The organism is Pantoea sp. YU22 (assembly GCF_003970755.1).
Taxonomy (GTDB): domain Bacteria; phylum Pseudomonadota; class Gammaproteobacteria; order Enterobacterales; family Enterobacteriaceae; genus Pantoea; species Pantoea piersonii.
Genome location: NZ_RYDU01000026.1, coordinates 1 through 21,490 on the forward strand (window position 1 = coordinate 1; position 21,490 = coordinate 21,490).

Annotated in this window: 16 protein-coding genes, 2 pseudogenes and 1 riboswitch; of the genes and pseudogenes, 13 read left to right on the forward strand and 5 right to left on the reverse strand. The window is 55.5% G+C overall.

Features of this window, described 5'->3' with window-relative positions; genetic code table 11:
* The 9 genes and pseudogenes from tuf to rpoC form a co-directional block, all read left to right on the forward strand.
* Positions 1-132 (forward strand): annotated as a pseudogene (gene tuf / locus EKL29_RS21405) (elongation factor Tu); the annotation flags it as partial.
* Positions 133-359: 227 nt separating this feature from the next.
* Positions 360-743, forward strand: coding sequence for a preprotein translocase subunit SecE (secE, locus tag EKL29_RS21410; protein WP_120458430.1), 384 nt, complete (start codon positions 360-362; stop codon positions 741-743).
* Position 744: 1 nt separating this feature from the next.
* Positions 745-1,290: a transcription termination/antitermination protein NusG gene (gene nusG / locus EKL29_RS21415; RefSeq protein ID WP_012439920.1), complete on the forward strand. Its 546-nt coding sequence runs from the start codon at positions 745-747 to the stop codon at positions 1,288-1,290.
* Positions 1,291-1,437: 147 nt separating this feature from the next.
* A complete protein-coding gene (gene rplK / locus EKL29_RS21420; RefSeq protein ID WP_013507401.1) occupies positions 1,438-1,866 on the forward strand; it encodes a 50S ribosomal protein L11 in 429 nt (142 codons plus the stop codon).
* 3 nt (positions 1,867-1,869) lie between these two features.
* Complete coding sequence (gene rplA, locus EKL29_RS21425; protein WP_120458431.1) at positions 1,870-2,574, forward strand: 50S ribosomal protein L1; 705 nt, start codon at positions 1,870-1,872, stop codon at positions 2,572-2,574.
* A 352-nt stretch (positions 2,575-2,926) separates the two neighbouring features.
* Positions 2,927-3,424, forward strand: coding sequence for a 50S ribosomal protein L10 (rplJ, locus tag EKL29_RS21430; protein WP_011091858.1), 498 nt, complete (start codon positions 2,927-2,929; stop codon positions 3,422-3,424).
* Between the two features lie 66 nt (positions 3,425-3,490).
* Complete coding sequence (gene rplL / locus EKL29_RS21435) at positions 3,491-3,853, forward strand: 50S ribosomal protein L7/L12 (protein ID WP_033793155.1); 363 nt, start codon at positions 3,491-3,493, stop codon at positions 3,851-3,853.
* 328 nt (positions 3,854-4,181) lie between these two features.
* Positions 4,182-8,210 (forward strand): DNA-directed RNA polymerase subunit beta, encoded by a 4,029-nt coding sequence (gene rpoB / locus EKL29_RS21440; RefSeq protein WP_120458432.1) that lies wholly within the window; start codon positions 4,182-4,184, stop codon positions 8,208-8,210.
* Between the two features lie 79 nt (positions 8,211-8,289).
* Entirely contained in the window at positions 8,290-12,513 is a 4,224-nt protein-coding gene (gene rpoC / locus EKL29_RS21445) for a DNA-directed RNA polymerase subunit beta' (RefSeq protein WP_120458433.1), read from the forward strand.
* 141 nt (positions 12,514-12,654) lie between these two features.
* On the opposite strand, the gene EKL29_RS21450 is transcribed toward rpoC, so the two are convergent.
* Complete coding sequence (locus EKL29_RS21450; RefSeq protein ID WP_126690674.1) at positions 12,655-12,954, reverse strand: hypothetical protein; 300 nt, start codon at positions 12,952-12,954, stop codon at positions 12,655-12,657.
* Positions 12,955-13,039: 85 nt separating this feature from the next.
* Here EKL29_RS21450 and EKL29_RS21455 point away from each other — a divergent pair, with 85 nt between their 5' ends.
* Positions 13,040-13,975, forward strand: coding sequence for a LysR family transcriptional regulator (locus EKL29_RS21455; RefSeq protein WP_126690675.1), 936 nt, complete (start codon positions 13,040-13,042; stop codon positions 13,973-13,975).
* Here EKL29_RS21455 and EKL29_RS21460 read toward each other — a convergent pair whose 3' ends face one another.
* Positions 13,976-14,167 (reverse strand): DUF1127 domain-containing protein, encoded by a 192-nt coding sequence (locus tag EKL29_RS21460; protein ID WP_120458436.1) that lies wholly within the window; start codon positions 14,165-14,167, stop codon positions 13,976-13,978.
* Positions 14,168-14,339: 172 nt separating this feature from the next.
* Between EKL29_RS21460 and EKL29_RS21465 the strand changes: the two are divergent.
* A pseudogene (locus EKL29_RS21465) lies at positions 14,340-15,811 on the forward strand (PLP-dependent aminotransferase family protein).
* Positions 15,812-15,995: 184 nt separating this feature from the next.
* Here EKL29_RS21465 and thiE read toward each other — a convergent pair.
* The 3 genes from thiE to rsd form a co-directional block, all read right to left on the reverse strand.
* The gene (gene thiE, locus EKL29_RS21470; protein WP_126690676.1) at positions 15,996-16,631 is read right to left on the reverse strand and encodes a thiamine phosphate synthase; all 636 of its coding nucleotides are present in this window, start codon (positions 16,629-16,631) and stop codon (positions 15,996-15,998) included.
* Positions 16,628-18,556 carry a phosphomethylpyrimidine synthase ThiC gene (gene thiC, locus EKL29_RS21475; protein WP_126690678.1) on the reverse strand — a complete coding sequence of 643 codons (1,929 nt, stop codon included), beginning with the start codon at positions 18,554-18,556 and terminating at the stop codon, positions 16,628-16,630. Before thiC ends, thiE begins: the two co-directional genes overlap by 4 nt.
* 88 nt (positions 18,557-18,644) lie before the next feature.
* A riboswitch (TPP riboswitch) is annotated at positions 18,645-18,745 on the reverse strand.
* A gap of 199 nt (positions 18,746-18,944) precedes the next feature.
* Positions 18,945-19,454, reverse strand: coding sequence for a sigma D regulator (gene rsd / locus EKL29_RS21480; RefSeq protein ID WP_120458440.1), 510 nt, complete (start codon positions 19,452-19,454; stop codon positions 18,945-18,947).
* 154 nt (positions 19,455-19,608) lie between these two features.
* Between rsd and nudC the strand changes: the two genes are divergently transcribed.
* Together nudC and hemE are read left to right on the forward strand one after the other, a co-directional pair.
* A complete protein-coding gene (gene nudC, locus EKL29_RS21485; protein WP_120458441.1) occupies positions 19,609-20,379 on the forward strand; it encodes an NAD(+) diphosphatase in 771 nt (256 codons plus the stop codon).
* A 41-nt stretch (positions 20,380-20,420) separates the two neighbouring features.
* Positions 20,421-21,488, forward strand: a complete 1,068-nt coding sequence (gene hemE, locus EKL29_RS21490) for a uroporphyrinogen decarboxylase (RefSeq protein ID WP_120458442.1) — start codon at positions 20,421-20,423, stop codon at positions 21,486-21,488.
* Positions 21,489-21,490: the final 2 nt, after the last annotated feature.

Consider the following 21,490-nt stretch of genomic DNA (forward strand, 5'->3'; position numbering starts at 1 on the left):
ATGCCGGGCGACAACATCAAAATGACCGTTACTCTGATCCATCCGATCGCGATGGACCAGGGTCTGCGCTTCGCAATTCGCGAAGGCGGCCGTACCGTTGGTGCAGGCGTTGTTGCTGAAGTTATCGCTTAATTACGATAATATTTGACGCAATGCATACGAAGAGGGCATCATTTGATGCCCTTTTTGCACGCTGTTACATAGAACCTGGCTCATCAGTGATTTTCGATCATAATCATTGCTGAGACAGGCTCTGTTGCGCGGCGTAGGATACCGAGTTACGCCCAAAAGCTCATTCGGTTTGGATGCCTCGCCTTGCGGGGCAAAATAGTTTCTGAATTATTGTGGCAGGTTGGTTTATGAGTGCGAATACCGAAGCTCAAGGGAGCGGGCGCGGCCTGGAAGCGATAAAGTGGCTGGCTGTTGTTGCGTTGCTGCTGATAGCCATCGTAGGCAATTATATTTATCGCGACGTGACGCTGCCTTTGCGCGCGCTGGCTGTCGTGGTGCTGATTGCGGCTGCGGGCGGCATTGCGCTGTTGACGGTCAAAGGCAAAGCAACTGTGGCTTTTGCACGTGAAGCACGCACTGAAATGCGTAAGGTCATTTGGCCGACTCGCCAGGAAACGCTGCATACCACGTTAATCGTTGCCGCGGTTACAGCCGTGATGTCACTGATTTTGTGGGGGCTGGATGGTATTCTGGTCCGTCTGGTATCGTTTATCACTGGCCTGAGGTTCTGAGATGTCTGAAGCTCCAAAAAAACGCTGGTACGTCGTGCAGGCGTTTTCCGGCTTTGAAGGCCGCGTAGCACAGTCGCTGCGCGAGCACATCAAATTGCACAACATGGAAGAGCTCTTCGGCGACGTCATGGTTCCTACTGAAGAAGTGGTAGAGATCCGCGGCGGTCAGCGTCGTAAAAGCGAGCGCAAATTTTTCCCAGGCTACGTGCTGGTACAGATGGTGATGAATGACGCCAGCTGGCACCTGGTGCGCAGCGTGCCGCGCGTGATGGGTTTCATCGGCGGTACTTCTGACCGTCCTGCGCCGATTAGCGATAAAGAAGTGGATGCGATCATGAACCGCCTGCAGCAGGTGGGTGACAAGCCGCGTCCGAAAACGCTGTTCGAACCGGGCGAAATGGTACGCGTCAACGACGGTCCGTTTGCCGACTTCAACGGCGTGGTCGAAGAGGTGGATTACGAGAAGAGCCGCCTGAAAGTTTCCGTTTCTATCTTTGGCCGTGCAACCCCGGTCGAACTGGACTTCGGACAGGTGGAGAAAGGTTAATCACCTTGTTCACATTTTGACTCTTGCAGCAGGCGCGAAATTTAACTATAATTTCGCGCCTTTTGTTTTTATGCGCTGGCAACAGCGTGTGAACTGTTATCACGGGGAGCCTGTTTTTCAGGCGTTATACCCAACTGAGGAAAAATCATGGCCAAGAAAGTACAAGCCTACGTCAAGCTGCAGGTTGCAGCGGGTATGGCTAACCCGAGCCCACCGGTAGGTCCGGCTCTGGGTCAGCAAGGCGTTAACATCATGGAATTCTGTAAGGCGTTCAACGCTAAAACCGAATCCCTGGAGAAAGGTCTGCCGACTCCGGTTGTTATCACCGTATACAGCGACCGTTCTTTCACCTTCGTTACCAAAACTCCGCCGGCCGCCGTTCTGCTGAAAAAAGCAGCGGGCATCAAGTCTGGTTCTGGTAAGCCGAACAAAGATAAAGTCGGTAAAGTAACCCGTGCTCAGGTACGTGAAATCGCAGAAACCAAAGCTGCGGACATGACTGGTGCTGACGTAGAAGCGATGACTCGCTCTATCGAAGGTACTGCTCGTTCCATGGGCCTGGTAGTGGAGGACTAAGAAATGGCTAAGCTGACCAAGCGCATGCGCGTGATCCGTGACAAAGTTGATGCGACCAAGCAGTACGACGTCACTGAAGCTGTTGCTCTGCTGAAAGAACTGGCTACCGCTAAGTTTGTAGAGAGCGTGGACGTTGCCGTTAACCTCGGCATTGACGCACGTAAATCTGACCAGAACGTTCGTGGTGCGACCGTTCTGCCGCACGGTACTGGTCGTTCAGTACGCGTTGCTGTCTTTACCCAGGGCGCAAACGCCGAAGCTGCTAAAGCAGCTGGCGCTGAGCTGGTAGGTATGGAAGATCTGGCTGACCAGATCAAAAAAGGCGAAATGAACTTTGACGTAGTAATCGCTTCTCCGGATGCGATGCGCGTTGTTGGCCAGTTAGGCCAGGTTCTGGGCCCGCGCGGCCTGATGCCAAACCCGAAAGTCGGTACTGTAACCCCGAACGTTGCTGAAGCGGTTAAAAACGCGAAGGCTGGTCAGGTTCGTTACCGTAACGACAAGAACGGCATCATCCACACTACCATCGGTAAAGTGGACTTCGACGCTGACAAGCTGAAAGAAAACCTGGAGTCTCTGCTGGTTGCGCTGAAAAAAGCAAAACCTGCTCAGGCGAAAGGCGTTTACATCAAGAAAATCAGCCTGTCTACCACCATGGGCGCTGGCATTGCCATCGACCAGGCGGGTCTGAACGCAGTAGCAAACTAATTGCTGCTTGAAACGGGCGAAAAATTCACCTAGAATCTTACGCCCGTTGTTCTGGTAAAACAGACACTGAATTTATATCCCGCTGTGACTGACGTTTTTGCTTCGGCGAAGTGACGGAAACAGCGGGGTAGGTTGGAGCCAGGCCTTTCCTGGCCTCCGTCCAAGACCGCAGGCGCGGCCCATCCTCGGATGTGACGCTTAATCCCCTGCGTAGACGGTGACAGAGCCAAAAAGAATTTTTTCTGAACTGGATTCTGCTCACCGTGTTTTAGCGCTTACTTTCCCTTGGGGCGGTAAGTGAAGTGAGTTCCGGAGAAATCCATCTCCGGCCAAAATCCAGGAGCAAAAGCTAATGGCATTAAATCTTCAAGACAAACAAGCGATTGTTGCTGAAGTCAGCGAAGTAGCCAAAGGCGCGCTGTCAGCGGTTGTTGCGGATTCTCGCGGCGTTACCGTTGATAAAATGACCGAACTGCGTAAAGCAGGTCGTGAAGCTGGCGTTTACATGCGTGTTGTTCGTAACACCCTGCTGCGCCGCGTCGTTGAAGGTACTCAGTTCGAGTGCCTGAAAGACACGTTTGTTGGTCCGACCCTGATTGCATATTCTATGGAACACCCGGGCGCTGCTGCTCGTCTGTTCAAAGATTTCGCGAAAGCGAATGCAAAATTTGAGGTCAAAGCTGCAGCCTTTGAAGGTGAGCTGATCCCGGCGGCACAAATTGACCGTCTGGCAACGCTGCCGACTTACGAAGAAGCACTGGCACGTCTGATGTCGACCATGAAAGAAGCCGCTGCTGGCAAACTGGTCCGCACTCTGGCTGCTGTTCGCGATGCAAAAGAAGCGGCTTAAGGCCAGATTCTTTTCTTTCGCACTTGCTAACGTATAAACTTTTTCTGATTCTTAGGAACAATTGTCATGTCTATCACTAAAGATCAAATTCTGGAAGCCGTTGCCGCTATGTCCGTAATGGAAGTAGTTGAGCTGGTTTCTGCTATGGAAGAAAAATTCGGCGTTTCTGCTGCTGCTGCTGTAGCTGTTGCTGCTGGCCCGGCTGAAGCTGTTGAAGAGAAAACTGAATTCGACGTCGTTCTGAAATCTGCTGGCGCGAACAAAGTAGCTGTAATCAAAGCCGTTCGTAGCGCAACTGGTCTGGGCCTGAAAGAAGCCAAAGACCTGGTTGAAGCAACTGGCGTGATCAAAGAAGGCATCAGCAAAGACGACGCAGCTGCACTTGAAGCTGCTCTGAAAGAAGCTGGCGCAGAAGTTGAAGTTAAGTAAGACAACCCTTGGGTTGCAGTCTGAGTAATATCAGGCTGATGGCTGGTGGCTTTTGGGTCACCAGCCTTTTTGCGCTCAAGAGCCTTGATGGGGTTTCGCACTGTTTGTCCATCGCTGCTCTTCAATATCTTTTTCTATCGACGACTTAATATACTGCTTTCCTGCGCGGGTTCCCTGCCCATGCTAATGCAATGAAATGATTTAAGAGTGATAGAAAGATGTATTGCATGTGACCTCTGTGTCGCATGAATCAAACAAAATAGTGTTGCATGAACTGTCCTTCAGGACGGACAGCGTGGGTCGACTTGTCAGCTAGCTGAGGAACCCTATGGTTTACTCCTATACCGAGAAAAAACGTATTCGTAAGGATTTTGGTAAACGTCCGCAAGTACTGGACATACCTTATCTCCTTTCTATCCAGCTTGACTCGTTCCAGAAGTTCATCGAGCAAGATTCGGAAGGTCAGTACGGACTGGAAGCAGCTTTCCGTTCCGTCTTCCCCATTCAGAGTTACAGCGGTAACTCCGAGCTGCAATACGTCAGCTACCGTCTGGGCGAACCCGTCTTTGACGTTAAAGAGTGTCAGATTCGTGGCGTGACGTTCTCTGCTCCGCTGCGCGTCAAACTGCGTCTGGTGATCTACGAGCGCGAAGCGCCGGAAGGCACCGTAAAAGACATTAAAGAACAAGAAGTGTACATGGGCGAAATCCCGCTCATGACCGACAACGGTACCTTTGTTATCAACGGTACTGAACGCGTTATCGTTTCTCAGCTGCATCGTAGTCCTGGCGTCTTCTTCGACAGCGATAAAGGTAAAACCCACTCATCGGGTAAAGTGCTTTATAACGCACGTATTATTCCTTATCGCGGTTCATGGCTCGACTTCGAGTTCGACCCGAAAGACAACCTGTTCGTACGTATCGACCGCCGTCGTAAGCTGCCGGCCAGTATCATTCTGCGCGCGCTGAACTACACCTCTGAGCAGATCCTTGACCTGTTCTTCGAAAAAGTGGTGTTCGAGATCCGCGACAACAAGCTGCAGATGGAGCTGGTGCCTGAGCGCCTGCGTGGCGAGACCGCCTCTTTCGACATCGAAGCTAACGGCAACGTCTACGTTGAGAAAGGTCGTCGCATCACTGCGCGCCACATTCGTCAGCTGGAAAAAGATGGCATTCAGCACATCGAAGTGCCGGTTGAGTACATCGCGGGCAAAGTGGTCGCGAAAGATTACATCGACGAGAGCACCGGCGAACTGATCGTTCCGGCTAACATGGAACTCTCCATGGATCTGCTGGCGAAGCTGAGCCAGGCAGGTCACAAGCGTATCGAAACGCTGTTCACCAACGATCTGGATCACGGCCCGTACATCTCTGAGACCCTGCGTGTCGACCCGACCAACGATCGCCTGAGCGCGCTGGTTGAGATCTACCGCATGATGCGTCCTGGCGAGCCGCCGACGCGTGAAGCTGCCGAGAACCTGTTCGAGAACCTGTTCTTCTCAGAAGATCGTTACGATCTGTCGGCTGTTGGCCGCATGAAGTTCAACCGTTCGCTGCTGCGTGATGAGATCGAAGGCTCAGGCATTCTGAGCAAAGAAGACATCATCGACGTGATGAAGAAGCTGATCGATATCCGTAACGGTAAAGGCGAAGTGGACGATATCGACCACCTCGGCAACCGTCGTATTCGTTCAGTCGGCGAAATGGCGGAAAACCAGTTCCGCGTTGGCCTGGTTCGCGTAGAGCGCGCGGTGAAAGAGCGTCTGTCCCTGGGCGACCTCGATACGCTGATGCCACAGGACATGATCAACGCCAAGCCGATTTCGGCGGCGGTGAAAGAGTTCTTCGGCTCCAGCCAGCTGTCACAGTTTATGGATCAGAACAACCCGCTGTCTGAGATTACGCACAAACGTCGTATCTCTGCACTGGGCCCAGGCGGTCTGACGCGTGAGCGCGCCGGCTTCGAAGTTCGAGACGTACACCCGACGCACTACGGTCGCGTATGTCCAATCGAAACCCCTGAAGGTCCGAACATCGGTCTGATCAACTCGCTTTCTGTGTACGCACAGACTAACGAGTACGGTTTCCTGGAAACCCCGTATCGTCGCGTGATCGACGGCGTGGTCTCTGATGAAATTCATTACCTCTCTGCGATTGAAGAGGGTAACTACGTTATCGCTCAGGCGAACGCCCAGCTGGATGAAGAAGGTCACTTTGTTGATGATCTCGTCACCTGCCGTAGCAAAGGCGAATCGAGCCTGTTCAGCCGCGATCAGGTTGACTACATGGACGTTTCCACCCAGCAGGTGGTTTCCGTCGGTGCGTCGCTGATCCCGTTCCTGGAGCACGATGATGCTAACCGCGCCCTGATGGGTGCGAACATGCAACGTCAGGCTGTTCCTACTCTGCGCGCTGACAAGCCGCTGGTAGGTACCGGTATGGAGCGCGCGGTTGCGGTCGACTCTGGCGTTACCGCCGTAGCGAAACGTGGCGGTACCGTTCAGTACGTTGATGCTTCTCGTATCGTTATCAAAGTTAACGAAGATGAGATGTATCCGGGCGAAGCGGGTATCGACATCTACAACCTGACTAAGTACACCCGTTCTAACCAGAACACCTGCATCAACCAGATGCCGTGTGTGTCGCTGGGCGAGCCGGTCGAGCGCGGCGACGTGCTGGCTGACGGTCCGTCAACCGACCTGGGCGAACTGGCACTTGGCCAGAACATGCGCGTCGCGTTCATGCCGTGGAACGGTTACAACTTCGAAGACTCCATCCTCGTTTCCGAGCGTGTGGTTCAGGAAGACCGTTTCACCACCATCCATATTCAGGAACTGGCCTGTGTGTCTCGTGACACCAAGCTGGGGCCAGAAGAGATCACCGCTGATATCCCGAACGTGGGTGAAGCTGCGCTCTCTAAACTGGATGAATCCGGCATCGTTTATATCGGTGCGGAAGTGACCGGCGGCGACATTCTGGTGGGCAAGGTGACGCCGAAAGGTGAAACCCAGCTGACGCCGGAAGAGAAACTGCTGCGCGCTATCTTCGGAGAAAAAGCGTCTGACGTGAAAGATTCGTCACTGCGCGTGCCGAACGGCGTTTCCGGTACGGTTATCGACGTACAGGTCTTTACCCGCGATGGCGTGGAAAAAGACAAGCGTGCGCTGGAAATCGAAGAGATGCAGCTGAAGCAGGCGAAGAAAGACCTGTCTGAAGAACTGCAGATCCTCGAAGCGGGCCTGTTCGGCCGTATCCAGGCGGTGCTGATCTCCGGCGGCGTTGAAGCCGACAAGCTCGACAAGCTGCCGCGTGAGCGCTGGCTGGAGCTGGGCCTGACCGACGAAGAGAAGCAGAATGCGCTGGAGCAGCTGGCTGAGCAGTACGACGAACTGAAGCACGAGTTTGAGAAGAAACTCGAAGCCAAGCGTCGTAAGATCACCCAGGGCGACGATCTCGCGCCGGGCGTGCTGAAAATCGTCAAAGTCTACCTGGCCGTTAAACGTCAGATTCAGCCTGGCGACAAGATGGCAGGCCGTCACGGTAACAAAGGTGTTATCTCTAAGATCAACCCGATCGAAGATATGCCTTACGACGAGAACGGCACGCCGGTCGACATCGTACTGAACCCGCTGGGCGTACCGTCGCGTATGAACATCGGTCAGATCCTGGAAACGCATCTGGGTATGGCGGCGAAAGGTATCGGCGACAAGATCAACGCCATGCTGAAGCGTCAGGAAGAAGTCGCGAAACTGCGCGAATTCATCCAGCGTGCCTATGACCTGGGCGCGGATGTGCGTCAGCGCGTCGACCTCAACACCTTCTCTGATGATGAAGTGTTGCGTCTGGCTGAGAACCTGAAAAAAGGTATGCCGATCGCTACGCCAGTGTTTGACGGTGCGAAAGAGAGCGAAATCAAAGAGCTGCTGCAGCTGGGCGATTTGCCGACTTCCGGCCAGATCACGCTGTTTGACGGCCGTACCGGCGAGCAGTTCGAGCGTCCGGTTACTGTGGGCTACATGTACATGCTGAAACTCAACCACCTGGTTGATGACAAGATGCATGCGCGTTCCACCGGCTCTTACAGCCTGGTTACTCAGCAGCCGCTGGGTGGTAAAGCACAGTTTGGTGGTCAGCGCTTCGGTGAGATGGAAGTGTGGGCGCTGGAAGCATACGGCGCGGCATACACCCTGCAGGAAATGCTTACCGTTAAGTCTGATGACGTGAACGGTCGTACGAAGATGTATAAAAACATCGTCGACGGCAACCATCAGATGGAACCGGGCATGCCGGAATCCTTCAACGTACTGTTGAAAGAGATTCGCTCGCTGGGCATCAACATCGAGCTGGAAGACGAGTAAGCACTCGCAAGTACTGGTTATGGGGCGCGCAGTTTCGGCTGCGCGCCCCTGAGAGTTCCACTCCGACGGGAGCTAATCCGTGAAAGACTTACTTAAGTTTCTGAAAGCGCAAACTAAAACCGAAGAGTTTGATGCGATCAAAATTGCGCTGGCTTCGCCAGACATGATCCGTTCCTGGTCTTTCGGTGAAGTGAAAAAGCCGGAAACCATTAACTACCGTACCTTCAAGCCAGAGCGTGATGGTCTTTTCTGCGCCCGTATTTTCGGACCGGTAAAAGATTACGAGTGCCTGTGCGGTAAGTACAAGCGCCTGAAACACCGCGGTGTGATCTGCGAGAAGTGCGGCGTCGAAGTGACCCAGACCAAAGTGCGCCGTGAGCGCATGGGCCACATCGAACTGGCTTCTCCGACCGCGCACATCTGGTTCCTGAAGTCGCTGCCGTCCCGTATCGGCCTGCTGCTGGATATGCCGCTGCGCGATATCGAACGCGTGCTCTATTTCGAATCTTACGTTGTTGTCGAAGGTGGCATGACCAACCTCGAAAAACGTCAGATTCTGACCGAAGAGCAGTACCTTGACGCGCTGGAAGAGTTCGGCGACGAATTCGACGCGAAAATGGGCGCCGAAGCGATCCAGGCTCTGCTGAAAAATATGGATCTGGAGCAAGAGTGCGAGCAGCTGCGTGAAGAGCTGAACGAAACCAACTCCGAGACCAAGCGTAAGAAGCTGACCAAGCGCATCAAGCTGCTGGAAGCGTTCGTACAGTCCGGCAACAAGCCGGAGTGGATGATCCTGACCGTGCTGCCGGTGCTGCCGCCGGATCTGCGCCCGCTGGTTCCGCTGGACGGCGGCCGTTTCGCAACGTCGGATCTGAACGATCTGTATCGTCGCGTTATCAACCGTAACAACCGTCTGAAGCGTCTGCTGGATCTGGCTGCGCCGGATATCATCGTACGCAACGAAAAACGTATGCTGCAGGAAGCGGTCGACGCCCTGCTGGATAATGGTCGTCGCGGTCGTGCGATCACCGGTTCCAACAAGCGTCCGCTGAAATCTTTGGCCGATATGATCAAAGGTAAGCAGGGTCGTTTCCGTCAGAACCTGCTCGGTAAGCGCGTTGACTACTCCGGTCGTTCTGTTATCACCGTAGGTCCATACCTGCGTCTGCATCAGTGCGGCCTGCCGAAGAAAATGGCGCTGGAGCTGTTCAAACCCTTTATCTACGGCAAGCTGGAGCTGCGTGGCCTGGCCACCACCATCAAAGCCGCGAAGAAAATGGTTGAGCGCGAAGAAGCGGTTGTCTGGGATATCCTGGATGAAGTTATCCGCGAACACCCGGTTCTGCTGAACCGTGCGCCGACGCTGCACCGTCTGGGTATCCAGGCGTTTGAACCGGTTCTGATCGAAGGTAAAGCGATCCAGCTGCACCCGCTGGTGTGTGCGGCCTATAACGCCGACTTCGATGGTGACCAGATGGCTGTTCACGTACCGCTGACGCTGGAAGCCCAGCTGGAAGCGCGTGCGCTGATGATGTCTACCAACAACATTCTGTCTCCGGCGAACGGCGAACCAATCATCGTTCCGTCTCAGGACGTTGTACTGGGTCTGTACTATATGACCCGTGACTGTGTTAACGCCAAAGGCGAAGGCATGGTGCTGACCGGCCCGAAAGAAGCTGAGCGTGTTTATCGCGCTGGCCTCGCATCGCTGCACGCTCGCGTTAAGGTACGTATTACCGAACACGAGAAAAACGAGCAGGATGAGTGGGTTGCTAAAACCAGCATCATTGACACCACCATTGGCCGCGCCATCCTGTGGATGATCGTGCCAAAAGGTCTGCCGTTCTCTATCGTTAACCAGGCGCTGGGCAAAAAAGCTATCTCCAAAATGCTGAACACCTGTTACCGCATTTTGGGCCTGAAGCCGACCGTTATCTTTGCTGACCAGACCATGTACACCGGTTTCGCTTACGCAGCCCGTTCAGGCGCGTCTGTCGGCATCGACGACATGGTTATCCCAGAGAAGAAAGTGGAAATCATCACCGAAGCGGAAGCGGAAGTGGCTGAGATCCAGGAGCAGTTCCAGTCTGGTCTGGTTACCGCGGGCGAGCGTTACAACAAAGTCATCGATATCTGGGCTGCGGCGAACGAGCGCGTAGCGAAGGCGATGATGGAAAACCTCTCAACTGAGACCGTGATTAACCGTGACGGCGAAGAAGAGAAACAGGTTTCCTTTAACAGCATCTTTATGATGGCCGACTCTGGTGCGCGTGGTTCTGCGGCACAGATTCGTCAGCTGGCTGGTATGCGTGGTCTGATGGCGAAGCCGGATGGCTCCATCATCGAGACGCCGATTACGGCGAACTTCCGTGAAGGTCTGAACGTACTCCAGTACTTCATCTCGACCCACGGTGCGCGTAAAGGTCTGGCGGATACCGCACTGAAAACGGCGAACTCCGGTTATCTGACGCGTCGTCTGGTTGACGTTGCTCAGGACCTGGTCGTAACAGAAGATGACTGCGGCACCTTCGAAGGCATCATGATGACGCCGGTTATCGAAGGCGGCGACGTTAAAGAACCGCTGCGTGAGCGCGTGCTTGGCCGTGTGACCGCTGAAGATGTGCTGAAGCCGGGCACCGCTGACATCCTGGTTCCGCGTAATACGCTGCTGGATGAGCACTGGTGTGATGTGGTTGAACAGAACTCTGTCGACACCATCAAAGTTCGCTCTGTTGTAAGTTGTGAAACCGATTTTGGTGTGTGCGCCCACTGCTACGGTCGCGACCTGGCGCGTGGTCACATCATCAACAAAGGTGAAGCGATCGGTGTTATCGCGGCACAGTCCATCGGTGAGCCGGGTACACAGCTGACCATGCGTACGTTCCACATCGGTGGTGCGGCATCGCGTGCGGCAGCAGAATCCAGCATTCAGGTGAAGAACAAAGGTACTATCAAACTGACCAACGCTAAGTCGGTAACCAACTCCGCTGGCAAACTGGTTATTACTTCACGTAACGTCGAACTGAAAATGATCGATGAGTTTGGCCGTACTAAAGAGAGCTATAAAGTCCCTTACGGCGCGATCATGGCGAAAGGCGACGGCGAGCAGGTTGCAGCGGGCGAAACCGTAGCAAACTGGGATCCGCACACCATGCCGGTTATCACCGAAGTAAGCGGCTATATTCGTTTTACTGACATGATTGATGGTCAGACCATCACGCGTCAGACGGACGAACTGACGGGTCTCTCTTCGCTGGTGGTTCTGGATACCGCTGAGCGTACTTCAGGCGGTAAAGACCTGCGTCCGGCGCTGAAAATCGTCGATGAGCAGGGCGAAGATGTTCTGATCCCGGGCACCGACATGCCGGCTCAGTACTTCCTGCCGGGCAAAGCGATCGTTCAGCTGGAAGACGGTAAGAAAATCAGCTCTGGTGATACCCTGGCGCGTGTGCCTCAGGAATCTGGCGGTACCAAGGATATTACCGGTGGTCTGCCGCGCGTTGCTGACCTGTTCGAAGCGCGTCGTCCGAAAGAGCCAGCAATCCTGGCGGAGATCAGCGGCATCATCTCCTTCGGTAAAGAGACCAAAGGTAAACGTCGTCTGGTGATCACGCCGGTTGATGGCAGCGAGCCTTACGAAGAGATGATTCCGAAATGGCGTCAGCTCAACGTGTTTGAAGGTGAGCGCGTAGAACGTGGTGACGTGGTTTCCGACGGTCCGGAATCTCCGCACGACATTCTGCGTCTGCGTGGCGTCCATGCTGTGACCCGTTACATCACTAACGAAGTGCAGGAAGTTTACCGCCTGCAGGGCGTTAAGATTAACGATAAGCACATTGAAGTCATCGTTCGCCAGATGCTGCGTAAAGCAACCATCATGAGCGCGGGAAGCACCGACTTCCTGGAAGGTGAGCAGGCAGAAGTCTCTCGCATCAAGATCTCTAACCGCGATCTGGAAGCGAACGGCAAAATTGGCGCAACCTATATGCGCGATCTGCTGGGTATCACCAAAGCGTCGCTGGCAACCGAATCGTTCATCTCAGCAGCCTCGTTCCAGGAGACGACTCGTGTCCTGACCGAAGCCGCTGTTGCAGGCAAGCGCGACGAACTGCGCGGTCTGAAAGAGAACGTTATCGTGGGTCGTCTGATCCCGGCCGGTACCGGTTACGCTTACCATCAGGATCGTATGCGTCGCCGTCAGGCGGGCGAAGCGCCGGTTGCTCCGCAGGTTACTGCGGATGAAGCCTCTGCAAGCCTGGCTGAACTGTTGAACGCCGGTCTCGGCGGCAGCGATAACGACTAACCGTTCTTCGCTTAATAAAAACCCTGCTTCGGCAGGGTTTTTTTATGGGCGCAAAAGAGCGGATCGGATGAATTAAGGGCAGCCTGTTTAGAATCGTCCTGAGAGGCAGTGACGTCAGGGCAATAAAAGCGCCTGAAATTTTTACGCAGCAGCAGGTGCGAACAGCACCTCGAAGCTGTGCATTGGGCCCAGTTCAATAAGTTGAAAAGAGAGCAAACCGACTTCGACCATAGGAAGACGCGCGACAGACTGTTGCAGTTCGTCACGGGACGAGGTTTCGTAAATCACGCTGATAATCAATGGACTGGAAGAGAAATAGATCTCCCGCAGCGTGCCAGCTTTATAGTCATTCCATACCGCCTGCATCTCTGCAACCGCATAAGGTTTAAACTCCGCCGGTTCGCGCCCGGCGACGGGTGTGAGTAAAACTAAAAATTTCATATGATGATCTCCTTTAAGAAGCTCAACGTTATCAGCCGAAACAAGGCGCTTGTAGGCTGCGGCGCAGCAAGGAGATATTGACCTGATGGCAACACCAATCTTTTCATCCAGTCTCACGCAGCTACTCTGGTTCGCGCGTATCGTTGAAGCAGGATCTTTCGCCGAAGCTGCACGCCGCGCCGGCACAACCACGTCGGCCGTATCCAAAGCGTTGAGCCGGTTCGAGAGTCAGCATGGCGTACGTCTTCTGCACCGAACAACGCATGCCCTGTCGCTGACCGGGGAAGGCGAGAGAATGCTGATGCTGGCACGCGGACTGCTCGAAGAGGTTAATCAGGTAGAGAATGCCCTTAGCGGTATTGAGAGCGAGGGCGCTGCGGGCCGGGTGCGCATCTCGGTTCCGTCCTCTTTTGGACGCGCCTGTATCATGCCTGCGTTACCAGCCTTTCTTGCTGCTCATCCTGAAATCTCACTGGAGATGCATTTCAGCGACGCGATGGTGGATTTAGCCAGTGGCGGCTTTGATTTTGTGATTCGTTCCGGCGCGCTGGAAGCCTGGCCAGGCCATTCTGCCCGCAAGCTGTTTAGTTTTCCCTGGGTCGCCTGCGCGACGCCAGATTATCTCAGGCAACACGGCGAGCCCTGCACGCCTTTCGATCTCAGCTCACATTCCCAGATCGGTTTCTGGAATCTCAATAAAGGACGGGCGGACGCCTGGCGTTTTAATTCGCCCGAAGATGGCAAAGCGGTGCGCTGGGAACCCGCCTCACGCTATCTTTTTGACGACGGGCAGGCGGCATGGCAGATGGTGCGCGCTGGCTGCGGCATTGGCTGGGCACCTTCGTGGCTTGGCGCGTCTGATTTTGCCAGCGGCGCCGTGGTCGAAATATTAAAAGCGTGGCGCACCGAGAGGGTAAATATGTGGGTGCTGCGTCTTGAGCGCCGACTGACACCCAGACGCACGCAAACGGTCATCGATTTTTTAACCGCGCTTCTCGCGCCTTATGAATCTTTAGTTTAGCTACCTTCGTTCATGCTCAATATCACCACGCGTGAGGCCAATATCTTTTAGCTGCGCATCGCTCAGCTGTAACAGGATCAGGCGAGTCTTACGCTGCTGGTGGAGCGCTCGCAGGCTGCGCACAATGGCGCGCACCAGCGACCAGGGCGTGACCGAGAAAGGTTTTGCCGCACAGTTTTCTTCATATCCCATTTTCCTTTCCTCATCAGGTGAACTGAGGAATAGTGTCTTCCTGAGGAGGGAAAGGATACAGACGCAAAATTCGATTTTATTTAACATACAGATTGCCGTAAGCGGCGTCTGAATGGTAAAAAAATGGCTCATCTGTACTGTTTTCTACTCTTTCATTTGAAGGGAGCCGGACATGACGCGTTATCAGCAGCTGGCAATGCATCTGGCGCAGCGTATTGAGCAGGGGCTTTACCGCAGCGGCGAGAAGCTGCCGTCAGTGCGTAGTCTGAGCCTTGAGCATGGCGTTAGCATCAGCACCGTGCAGCAGGCGTATCATGTGCTGGAGGAGAAACAGCTGATTACGCCGCAGCCGCGCTCCGGCTATTTTGTTTCGACGCGTAAGGCCGCGCCGCCGGTGCCGGCGCTGACGCGTCCGGTGCAGCGTCCGGTAGAGATCACGCAGTGGGAGTCGGTGCTGGATCTGCTCGAGAGTCGCCTGGAAAGGGACATGCTCCAGCTGGGTAGCGGCATGCCGAATCTCTCTCAGCCCACCCTTAAACCCTTGTGGAAATCCTCAGCCGTCAGGCGCAGCGGCAGGAAACGCAGCTTCTCAGCTACGACAATCTTTACGGCGTAACCAGCCTGCGCGAACAGGTGGCGCGCCTGGCGATCGACAGCGGCTGCCAGCTGTCGGCTGACGATATCGTCATTACCACTGGCTGCCATGAGGCGCTGTCGGTTTCGATTCGTGCGATATGCGAGCCGGGCGATATCATCGCGGTAGAGTCGCCATCGTTTCACGGCATCATGCAGACTCTGCGCGGCTTCGGCATTCGGGCGATTGAAATCCCAACCGATTCGGTCACCGGCATTAGTCTGGAGGCGCTTGAACTGGCGTTTGAGCAGTGGCCAATCAAAGCGGTCATGGTCGTGCCTAACTGCAATAATCCGCTGGGCTTTATTATGCCGGAAGCACGTAAGCGTGCGCTGTTGACACTGGCGCAGCGTTTTGACGTGGCGGTCATTGAGGATGATGTCTACGACGAGCTGGCCTGGGAGTATCCGCGACCCGCCACGCTGAAATCGCTGGACGTAGACGGCCGGGTATTGCTGTGCAGCTCTTTTTCGAAAACGGTCGCGCCCGGTCTGCGCACCGGTTGGGTTGCGCCGGGACGATATCGCGATCGCGTGCTGCATATGAAATATATCGCTACGGGTTCGAGCAATACCCTGGCGCAGCATGCGATGGCGGAGTTTATTCGTCAGGGTTACTACCAGCCGCATTTGCGGCGTATGCGTCAGTTTTATCAGCGCAACTACGACAGCTTTAGCTGCTGGGTGCGCCACTATTTTCCATGCGGCATCTGCGTTTCTCGTCCGCAGGGCGGCTTTATGATGTGGGTCGAACTGCCGGAAGCCTTTGACGCCGTGCGGCTTAACCGCGAGCTGCGCGATTCTCATATCCAGATAGCGGTCGGATCGCTTTTTTCTGCGTCGGGTAAATACCGCAACTGTTTGCGGTTGAGCTTTGCGGTAACGCTGGACGATCGCGTCGAGCAGGCGCTGGCAAAAGTGGGCGAGGCCGTCGAGCGCGCGATAGCCGCCTGCGCGGGCGAAGATTCGCCACACTCCTTGCAGCAGCATGAGATCCTCCTGACTAAGTAGCAGAGGGCAGGGCCAGAGAGGGTGAGGGGAGGTCCGGCCCTGGCCAGGCAACATTGCCCGGCGACAGCCACTGTAGCGAAACAGAAAAACGGCGCGAGAGAGAAAGAATATCGCTGCGCGCCCTCTTCCAGCTTTTTTACTGCTGTTGCAGAAACCAGGCGTCTTTTGCGAGACGCATTCAGGTTTAAGCCTCTGGCTGCGGTTCCGCCAGCGTCAGCAACCTCTGCGTTGCGGCGCGCCAGTCTGGCGCCTGCGTAATGGCGCTGACGACGGCAATACTGCCGACGCCGGTCGCCAGCACCGCCGGCGCACGCGCAATGCTGATGCCGCCAATCGCCACGGTAGAAACACCCTTAAGCCGCGCGATGTGCCGCTGAAGTTCAGACAGCCCTTGCGGCTCGGACGGCATCGCCTTGGTCTGGGTGGGAAAGATATGCCCCAGCGCGATATAGGAGGGGCGTATCGCCAGCGCGCGATCCAGTTCGGCGTCATCGTGGGTCGAAACGCCCAGTCGCAGGCCCGCTTCACGAATGGCGTTCAGGTTAGCGACGTCCAGATCTTCCTGACCAAGATGCACGCCATAGGCGTGATGTTTAATCGCCAGCCGCCAGTAGTCATTGATAAACAGACGCGCCTGATAACGCTTGCCGAGTGCAATCGCCTCCACGATCGCAGGCTCTACTGCCTCATCCTGTTGATCTTTGATGCGCAGCTGGATCGTGCGCACCCCAGCCTCCAGCAGGCGCGCAATCCACTCGACGCTGTCGACCACCGGATAAAGCCCTAAGCGCGGCGCCGTGGCGGGAAAAGGGGCGTTCATGGTTTCTCCTCGTTCAGCGCATCGGCTGAGTGATAAAGTTCGCCGCCGCGGCGGCGAAAGGTTTCCGACATCCGCTGCATGCCGATTTCGATTGGCTGCGCCTCGTTTTCCTGCTTTTCCGCATAGTCGCGCACTTCCTGGCTGATTTTCATCGAGCAGAATTTTGGCCCGCACATCGAGCAGAAGTGGGCCACTTTGCCCGATTCCTGCGGCAGGGTTTCGTCGTGATAGGCGCGTGCGGTATGGGGATCGAGCGCCAGATTGAACTGATCCTCCCAGCGGAATTCAAAACGTGCTTTGGACATGGCGTTATCACGGATCTGCGCGCCGGGGTGGCCCTTCGCCAGATCCGCAGCATGGGCGGCAATCTTATAGGTGATAAGGCCCTGCTTGACGTCCTCTTTATTCGGCAGACCAAGATGCTCTTTGGGGGTGACATAGCAGAGCATCGCGCAGCCGAACCAGCCGATCATGGCGGCCCCGATGCCGGAGGTAAAGTGATCGTAGCCGGGCGCGATATCGGTAGTCAGCGGACCGAGCGTATAGAAAGGCGCTTCGTGGCAGTGCTCCAGCTGCTCGGTCATATTGCGGCGGATCATCTGCATAGGAATATGGCCGGGGCCCTCGATCATCACCTGGACGTCATATTCCCAGGCGATCTTCGTCAGCTCGCCCAGCGTATGCAGTTCAGCAAACTGCGCCTCGTCGTTGGCGTCCTGAATCGAGCCGGGACGCAGGCCGTCGCCAAGCGACAGTGAAACGTCGTAGGCGGCGCAGATTTCGCAAATCTCGCGAAAGTGTTCGTAAAGGAAGCTTTCGCGGTGATGCGACAGGCACCATTTCGCCATAATCGACCCGCCGCGCGAGACTATACCGGTCAGCCGCTTTGCCGTCATCGGCACATAGCGCAGCAGTACGCCGGCGTGGATGGTGAAGTAGTCGACGCCTTGCTCTGCCTGCTCCAGCAGCGTGTCGCGAAACACCGCCCAGTCGAGGTTTTCGGCGACGCCGTTTACCTTCTCCAGCGCCTGATAAATCGGCACCGTCCCGATGGGCACCGGGCTATTTCGCAGGATCCACTCGCGCGTTTCATGAATATAGCGGCCAGTAGAGAGATCCATAACGGTATCGGCGCCCCAGCGCGTCGACCAGACCAGTTTCTCTACCTCCTCCTCGATAGAGGAGGTCACCGCCGAGTTGCCGATGTTGGCGTTAACCTTCACCAGGAAGTTGCGGCCGATAATCATCGGCTCCGATTCAGGATGGTTAATGTTCGCGGGAATAATGGCGCGGCCGGCGGCCACTTCCTGGCGCACAAACTCGGGGGTGATGTTTTCCGGCAGCTGCGCGCCGAAGCTATGACCAGCGTGCTGCTGTCGCAGCACGTCGCTGACAATGCGCTCGCGGCCCATGTTCTCGCGCAGCGCGATAAACTCCATTTCCGGCGTGATAATGCCCTGGCGCGCGTAGTGGAGCTGGGTGACACGACGTCCCGCTTTCGCACGCCGGGGCTGCGGCAGCTGATCGAAACGCAAATGATCGAGCCCGTCGTCTGCCAGACGCTGCTGCGTATAGCGCGAGCTGGTGTGCTTCAGCGTTTCGCTATCGTCGCGCGCGGCAATCCAGTCGGCACGCAGCTTCGCCAGGCCGCGCTGAACGTCGATAACGGCATCGGGATCGCCATAGGGACCAGCGGTATCGTATACCGGTACCGCCTCATTCTCTTCATAGCGCGAATGGTGTTTATCGCCGCCGAGCAGCGTCGGGCTGAGCTGAATCTCCCGCATCGGTACGCGAATATCGTCCCGGCTACCCTGGATCCAGATACGTTTCGAGTTGGGAAAGGCGACGCCGCCCTGAAGCGCATTGATAAACGCCTGCGCCTGAGCACGCTGTTCACGACGGGTGTTTTTGGTCATAGACATAGCAATTTTCCTGTTGAAAGGGGAACGTTGCTTGTCCGGAGTTCGGAAGGAGTAACAGAAACGGCAGGCGGAAAACGCCAGCGTACTGATGATGTTTACTCTTGTTCCCTTCGCAGGTTCTAACCTGATCAGGTTCCGCGGATCCCGAATTAACGGTCTCAGCCCTTGCGGGCACTCCGACAAGATAGGTAAACGGTTTTCTGGCTGTTACGCTTGCCCTTTCACGACAGGGCGGCACGCACGACGCCAGAAATCTCGTTTACGTTGGCTACATTGCAAACAGTGAGTAGCTCAAAAAACAAAAACGGGTTTTCAACGTTATCGTCGAAAACCCGTTCAGCATAAAAGGGCTTTTACAGAATAACAAGGACTTTACAACTGATTAACCTTAAGCCGGGCGCGACAGCTGGCTGCTGTCATTCGCTACCGGAGCGCGTATCAGGCTGTTGTCCCAGGCAAGCTGGATCAGCTTATCTTCCAGCGTGAAGCGCGCTTCCAGCACTTCGCCTACTTCTGACAGTGCCAGCTGAAAATCGACACAGTTGTCATCGTCAATCGACTGCTGCAGATGGCCGTCATAGAGCTGCATCAAACGTTCGGTATTGGCTTCCAGCGGAGGATAAACCTGCGCGGCGGCAATCATCGGGCTGTCGCCTTCCATCTCATTGATGATGCGTTCATACATGCTGAAGTGACCGGCGGAAAGGTAGTCAACCAGGCCGTGACAAAAGTTGTCGAGCGCCTGCTCATCTAAAGTCGTTAGCGCTTCTTTGTTAGGCTTTAGTCCAACCAGATGGTAATAAGAAACCAACAGCTGGCGACGGGCGTCCAGCCACGAATCCACCAGTTCGTTACTGCCACCTACGCGCTCGGTCAGGACATTTAACTGGTTAAGCATTTCTGACTCCATGTAAATAAAATCCCTCTACCGTTGATGCTTCGGCTGGCGCCAGGCCGCCTGCAAGCTGAACGATTTAGGGTATAGTTGTTTGTCTACACACTTAACATCAGGACTTCAGCGTATCAATTACGACGCTAAGGATGACGATTATATGCAACGTGAGATCTCAAGCGTAGACGCTGGATGGTGGATTGTCAGCCATGAACAGAAACTTTGGTTGCCGCAGGGCGATCTGCCGCACGGCAGCGCCGCTACGTTTAAGTTAACAGGAAGCAAAGCGCAGCCTGTCGGCGAGTGGCAAGGCGAAACGGTATGGCTGGTGTGTGAAAATCGCGATCGCGATATGTTCTCGGTACGCCAGCTGATCGATGAAGAGGCGGGGCTGTTTCAGCTTGCCGGGCGCGCCGTGCAGCTGGCGGAGTTTTACCGCTCCCATCGTTTCTGCGGCTACTGCGGCCACGAAATGCATCTGAGCCGACATGAAAACGCCTGCCTGTGCGGGCACTGCCGTGAACGTTACTATCCGCAAATCGCGCCCTGCATTATTGTCGCCATCCGGCGCGGCGACGAGATATTACTGGCGAACCATGCGCGTCATCGCAACAGCATCTACACCGTGCTGGCGGGATTTGTCGAAGTGGGCGAGACGCTGGAGCAGGCGGTCGCGCGCGAGGTGATGGAGGAGAGCAATGTCCGCGTCCGGAATCTGCGCTATGTGACCTCGCAACCCTGGCCGTTCCCTCATTCGCTGATGATGGCGTTTATGGCGGATTATGACGGCGGCGATTTGCAAATCGATAATAAAGAGCTGCTGGACGCTGGCTGGTATCGCTACGACGCGCTGCCGATGTTGCCACCGCCGGGCACGGTGGCGCGCCGGCTGATTGAAGATACTGTCGCCATCTGCCGCGGCGAAGTCTAAGAAGTGTTACACTACGCGCCTGAAATTGAGAGAGTCCTGAAATGAGTGAACTGAAGAACGATCGTTATCTGCGCGCCCTTTTACGTCAACCGGTTGATATCACGCCGGTATGGATGATGCGACAAGCCGGACGTTATTTGCCGGAATACAAAGCGACGCGCGCCGTAGCCGGCGATTTTATGTCGCTGTGCAAGAACGCCGAGCTGGCGTGTGAAGTGACCCTGCAGCCGCTGCGCCGCTATCCGCTTGATGCGGCGATCCTCTTCAGCGATATCCTGACAATCCCCGACGCGATGGGCCTTGGACTCTACTTCGAAACCGGCGAAGGCCCGCGTTTCTCCAGTCCAATTACCTGCCGCGCCGATGTCGACAAACTGCCGGTGCCCGATCCTGAGCAGGAACTCGGCTATGTAATGAATGCGGTACGCACCATTCGCAAAAACCTCAACGGCGAAGTGCCGCTGATCGGTTTTTCCGGCAGTCCCTGGACGCTGGCGACCTACATGGTGGAAGGGGGCAGCAGCAAAGCCTTTACCAAAATCAAGAAAATGATGTACGCCGATCCCGCTACGCTGCATGCGATGCTCGATAAGCTGGCGGACAGCGTCATTCTCTATCTCAACGCGCAGATCCGCGCGGGCGCGCAGTCGGTAATGGTGTTCGACACCTGGGGTGGCGTGCTGACGGGCCGCGACTATCTGGAGTTCTCGCTCTACTACATGCATAAAATCGTCGACAGCGTGCTGCATGAGAATGAAGGCCGCCGCGTACCGATTACGCTGTTTACCAAAGGCGGCGGACAGTGGCTGGAAGCGATGGCCGCGACCGGCTGCGATGCGCTCGGTCTCGACTGGACCACCGATATCGGCGAGGCACGACGCCGCGTCGGCGACAAAGTCGCGCTGCAGGGCAACATGGATCCGTCTATGCTTTATGCGCCAGCTGCGCGTATTGAGCAGGAAGTCGCGGGCATTCTCGACGGCTTCGGCGCGGGCAGCGGTCACGTCTTCAATCTGGGACATGGCATTCATCAGGATGTGCCGCCAGAGCATGCAGGCGTGTTTGTTGAGGCGGTACACCGTCTCTCGGGCCAATATCATCAGGAGTAAAT